The sequence below is a fragment of the Pseudoalteromonas sp. SG44-1 genome (genome assembly GCF_014164315.1).
Taxonomy (GTDB): domain Bacteria; phylum Pseudomonadota; class Gammaproteobacteria; order Enterobacterales; family Alteromonadaceae; genus Pseudoalteromonas; species Pseudoalteromonas rhizosphaerae.
Genome location: NZ_JACJEW010000168.1, coordinates 1 through 1,500 on the forward strand (window position 1 = coordinate 1; position 1,500 = coordinate 1,500).

The 1,500-nt window shown below is 37.5% G+C and carries 1 protein-coding gene; it reads right to left on the reverse strand.

Annotated features, from left to right (window positions below; translation table 11 throughout):
- Positions 1-119: 119 nt before the first annotated feature.
- Positions 120-1,343 (reverse strand): hypothetical protein, encoded by a 1,224-nt coding sequence (locus H5187_RS23510; RefSeq protein WP_182798471.1) that lies wholly within the window; start codon positions 1,341-1,343, stop codon positions 120-122.
- Between the last annotated feature and the right edge of the window lie 157 nt (positions 1,344-1,500).

Consider the following 1,500-nt stretch of genomic DNA (forward strand, 5'->3'; position numbering starts at 1 on the left):
ATTTGGCATATTCAAGTTTTTGTTGTGCACTGAGTGTTACTTTTGATTTTCTGGTCATAGTGATACCTTTTGGGTTTAGCTCATTTTACGCTATAAACCTGTCCAGTTTCATTAGACCATTACAGCAATGGGTCATATTCTTCATAAAACTGACCTTCAAAGTCTGTTTTAATTGCGCGATCTGAAAGTGGTGCCTTTGGTTTCTCGTTATACTGTTTCCAATGAAGCTGCTCTTCATATGGCAATCGACTTAAATAGATTAAATAAGTGTGAACCTGCCCAGCAGAATTGATATCGAAAGTTTCTAGATGCCATGAAGCTCTACAACCTACAGAGCGACTATCAAGCTTATATTTTGCTCGATCACTTTTGTATTTAGATAGTACTTCTGGTTTAAAAAACGCAGGTGTAATCTCGAAGGGAAGATCTGATTTTGTGAAATAATTAGACAAGCAAGTAGGATCGCATGATATTTCAGTAATGACCTTATTTTTCCAATCATGGGCAATGTAAGAGCAATATTTTTTAGTTTCTTCGTCAACAGACCTACCCCAAACACGGTTTACTATGTGCTTTTTAGGGAGACTAAGTTCTATAAGCTGAAACCCTCTCGAATAACTTCCTACCCCTGGAGTTATCGATAAGGAACCAAAAATTGATGCTGAGTTTCCAAAACCCACGGACTCGCGACTATTATCCCAACCAGAAAAGTTACCAGACTTATATCTTGTAAAATCAAACATTCTAATTAAAGTTAGGTTTTCAACACCTAAATACTCGCTTAACACTTCCTTCTTCGCGCATATTATTGTGCCAGTCTCATTCCTTGGAAGGTCATCAATTTCGAGTATTTTAAATACATCGAGCATATCCCCATGATCATCCAGCTTGCACCATGCATTTCGCTCTGGAACAAAGTGGATATCAAGTACATGAGCTAATTTTTGGTTTAATTCATAATAACTTTGATTGTTATTGATACCTTCAAATGAACGCCCGAATACGATCTGCTCACCAGTTTTCAGCGTTTCACTCCCCGAGCTAGAAAGAGGAGGTTCTATCCAAGCATCATCAGACGAGCAAGTTAGCCCCCATGATGAGAACGGGTCGTAACTCCACTTTTGGAGATCTATTAGTACTTCATCATTTGGCTCAACGTTGGGAATAAGTACTGAATGTATGAAAGTGTGTGGTAGGGAAGAATAGATGATAATGTATTCATCCTTCGCTTCATCCTCTAGATAGTCCACCAACCCTTCTTGCGACGCCCAATAATCAAAATCAATTTGATTTTCTGGCTCCAAGGCAAGCGAGTAAACTCCTTTTAAATTAAATAAATCCATATTTCTCTGCTTCTCTCGCTAACTTGTGAAAACTAACGAGGCTGTAGAATAACTCGTTTTTAATTTATTTTTATTGATGCATTAACCATAGCTGAGTTCCTATTTTGATTCAATCGGTTACTTCGATTTTACGTGAAATATAAAAAGAGGATTTACT